Raw genomic sequence first — 2,553 nt, forward strand, 5'->3', positions numbered from 1 at the left:
CGATCCGGGGCCGCAGTGGTGTCAGCGCCGTGTGAACGGCGCGACGTGGGTCGTGGTGTCGGCACCGCTGACGGTGAACTCCAGGTTGTAGCTACCGGGGGCCAGGCCCCTGGTCGGCAGGTTCACGATGTAGCCCGCCAGGGTGGGGTCGTAGCGGAACGGGGTGGTGAACGGCCGGGTGGTCGGTCCGACGACCTGGCTGGGCGTCAGGGTGATGCCCGGGTCCGAGAGGTTGTTGCCGTTGGCGTCGCACAGCCGCACCCGGATCGGGATGGTGGCGTTGCCGCCGCGCGGCGGCCGGGTCGGGTGGGACAGGAGGCAGATCCGGTAGGCCACCGTGTAGCTGACGCCCAGGCTTGAGGCGTTGTCGGCGGCGTCCATGGCGTTCACCGTGAAGGTGTGCGAGCCCACCGTCGAGGTGTCGATCGGGCTGCCGTCGGCCACCGGGCCTTCGCATCTCACCACGCCGGAGGTGGCGTCGGAGCACGTGTACGACGCGTTGACCGTCTGGTTGATCAGGTAGGTCGTCGCGGTCGGCGAGACGATCGAGATCGAGGGCGCGACGGTGTCGAGCTTGACCGTGATGGTCTGCGGCGCGGAGGTGTTGCCGGCGTTGTCGGTGGCGGTGTACGTCACCGTGGTCACGCCGTCCGTGGTGATCGGCACCGAGGCGCTCGCACCGGACACATCGGTGGAGCCGATGGTCTGGGCGCCGCTCGCGCTGTAGGTGATCTTCTGGACGCCCGAGCCGCACGGTTCCTCGGAGGCGTTGATGTTCACCGTCGTCGGGCTGGTGTTGTTCCAGCCGCCGGGGTTCGGCGGCGGGGCCAGGCCGGCCGAGACGGTCGGCGGGGTGGTGTCCGCGTCGTAGGTGAACTGGTCGGCGGTGGTGACCGCGCTGGTGCCGTTCACCGTGGTGACGGTGACGTCCACCGTGCCGCGGGCCTGCGGCGGGGCGTCGGCGGCGATCGTGTCGGGCGCGAGGACCGTCACGTTGGAGGCCTGGACCGAGCCGAAGGCGACGGTGGTGCCGCTGTCGCCGAACTCCCGGCCGGAGATCGTCACGCTGTTGACGCAACTGGAGAGCTCGGGCGCGTGGTTGGGCGAGACGGCGGTGACGACGGGCGGGAACAGCGTGACCCGGTCCATCGCGGTGCCCCACGGGCCGCCGAACGGCGTGCCGCCGGACTTGAGACCGCCGATCTGCTGGACGGTCCAGACGTCCTTGGGGTTCTGCGGGTCACGGGCGGTGCCCGAGTAGTCGCCCCAGCGGCGGTTGTTCTTCACGCTCGCGGTGTCGCAGGCGCAGGTGTACGCCTGGTCGCCGGCGGCGTAGAAGTCGCCGGGGGTCGTCGCCGGGAAGTTGCCTCCGGACAGGCCGATCGTCACACCGGTGGCGAACAGGGACGAGGAGGAGGCGGTGAAGCCGGAGAACAGGTCGTCCTCGTCGTCCAGGGTGACGGACCCGAAGTACAGGTCGCCGCCGACGAGGCCCAGGTTGGTGTTGGTGGCCAGGCTCTGGGTGCCGCTCGTGGAGACCTGGACGTAGCGCTGGCAGGCGCGCGTCGTGGTGTCCCCGGTCGGGGTGCACTTGACGTTGAAGACGCCCCAGAGGTGGTTGTTCTGCCAGGCCACCGAAAGCATGCGGTCGTCGTTGGTGGTGATGGTCGAGTCACCGCCGGACGGCTGGGAGGCCGCCGGAGGCGTGTCGGCGGCGCCGATGGCGAGGGTGTTCTCGCTCTGGCTGACCGTGCTGACGCCGGGCACGCCGGTGATCGTGACCACCTTGACGTCGGTGCCGTTGGTGCCGTGCCACATCGCGTACTGGTCGTTGACGGAGGACAGCGAGGTGGCCGGGACGACCTGGAACTTGTTCTTGTCCTGCGCGAACTCCGAACCCCGCGCGGTCGAAGCGGCGGCCAGCAGGTCCGCCTTGTTGATCACGTGTGTCACCACGCCGAGGAACGCGGCGGGGTTCTTGGTGTTGTCGTAGTTGTTCCAGCTCAGCGTGACCTTGTCGTTGGTGTAGCCGAGCTTCTCCTGGTCCTGGAGGACGTTGGAGGTGTTGCTCGCGACGGTGTAGACGCTCCAGCCGCCGGTCGGGTCGTTCGTGTCGCTCACCGCGACGTCGGTCTCGTCACCGCCGGCCGGTAGCCCCTCGTACGCCGCGAAGAAGCGGCCGGCCGCGGCGTCGTAGTGCACCCGGGGATCGGTGCCCTGGCCCGCGGAGAAGCCGAAGAACGTGCCGAGGTCGAAGGAGGAGCCGACGGTCTTCCCGGCCTTGTCGTACACCTGGCCGGTGACGTTCACCATCTGCACGATGTACTTCGGGCCGACCGCGAGCTGGGTGTCGGAGGGGGCGACGCCGTTCACGTTCCCGAGCGTGGAGAAGCTCGTCAGCTGCTCGATGACGGCCGTGGAGCCGGCGGCACGCGAGCCGTCCACGCGCTTCTGGTCGATGGACTGCTTCGACGTCAGGACGGAGCCGGCGACCGGGAGGGCGGGCTCCCGGGGCTGGGCGTGCTGCTCGACCGCCGGGGCCGGCAGGAAGGG

Annotated in this window: 1 pseudogene; it reads right to left on the minus strand. The window is 69.8% G+C overall.

From position 1 onward, the window contains the following. Positions 1 to 21: 21 nt before the first annotated feature. Positions 22 to 2,553, minus strand: a pseudogene (locus tag AB0O00_RS35425) (hypothetical protein); the annotation flags it as partial.

This window comes from Kitasatospora sp. NPDC093558 (genome assembly GCF_040683475.1).
Taxonomy (GTDB): Bacteria; Actinomycetota; Actinomycetes; order Streptomycetales; family Streptomycetaceae; genus Kitasatospora.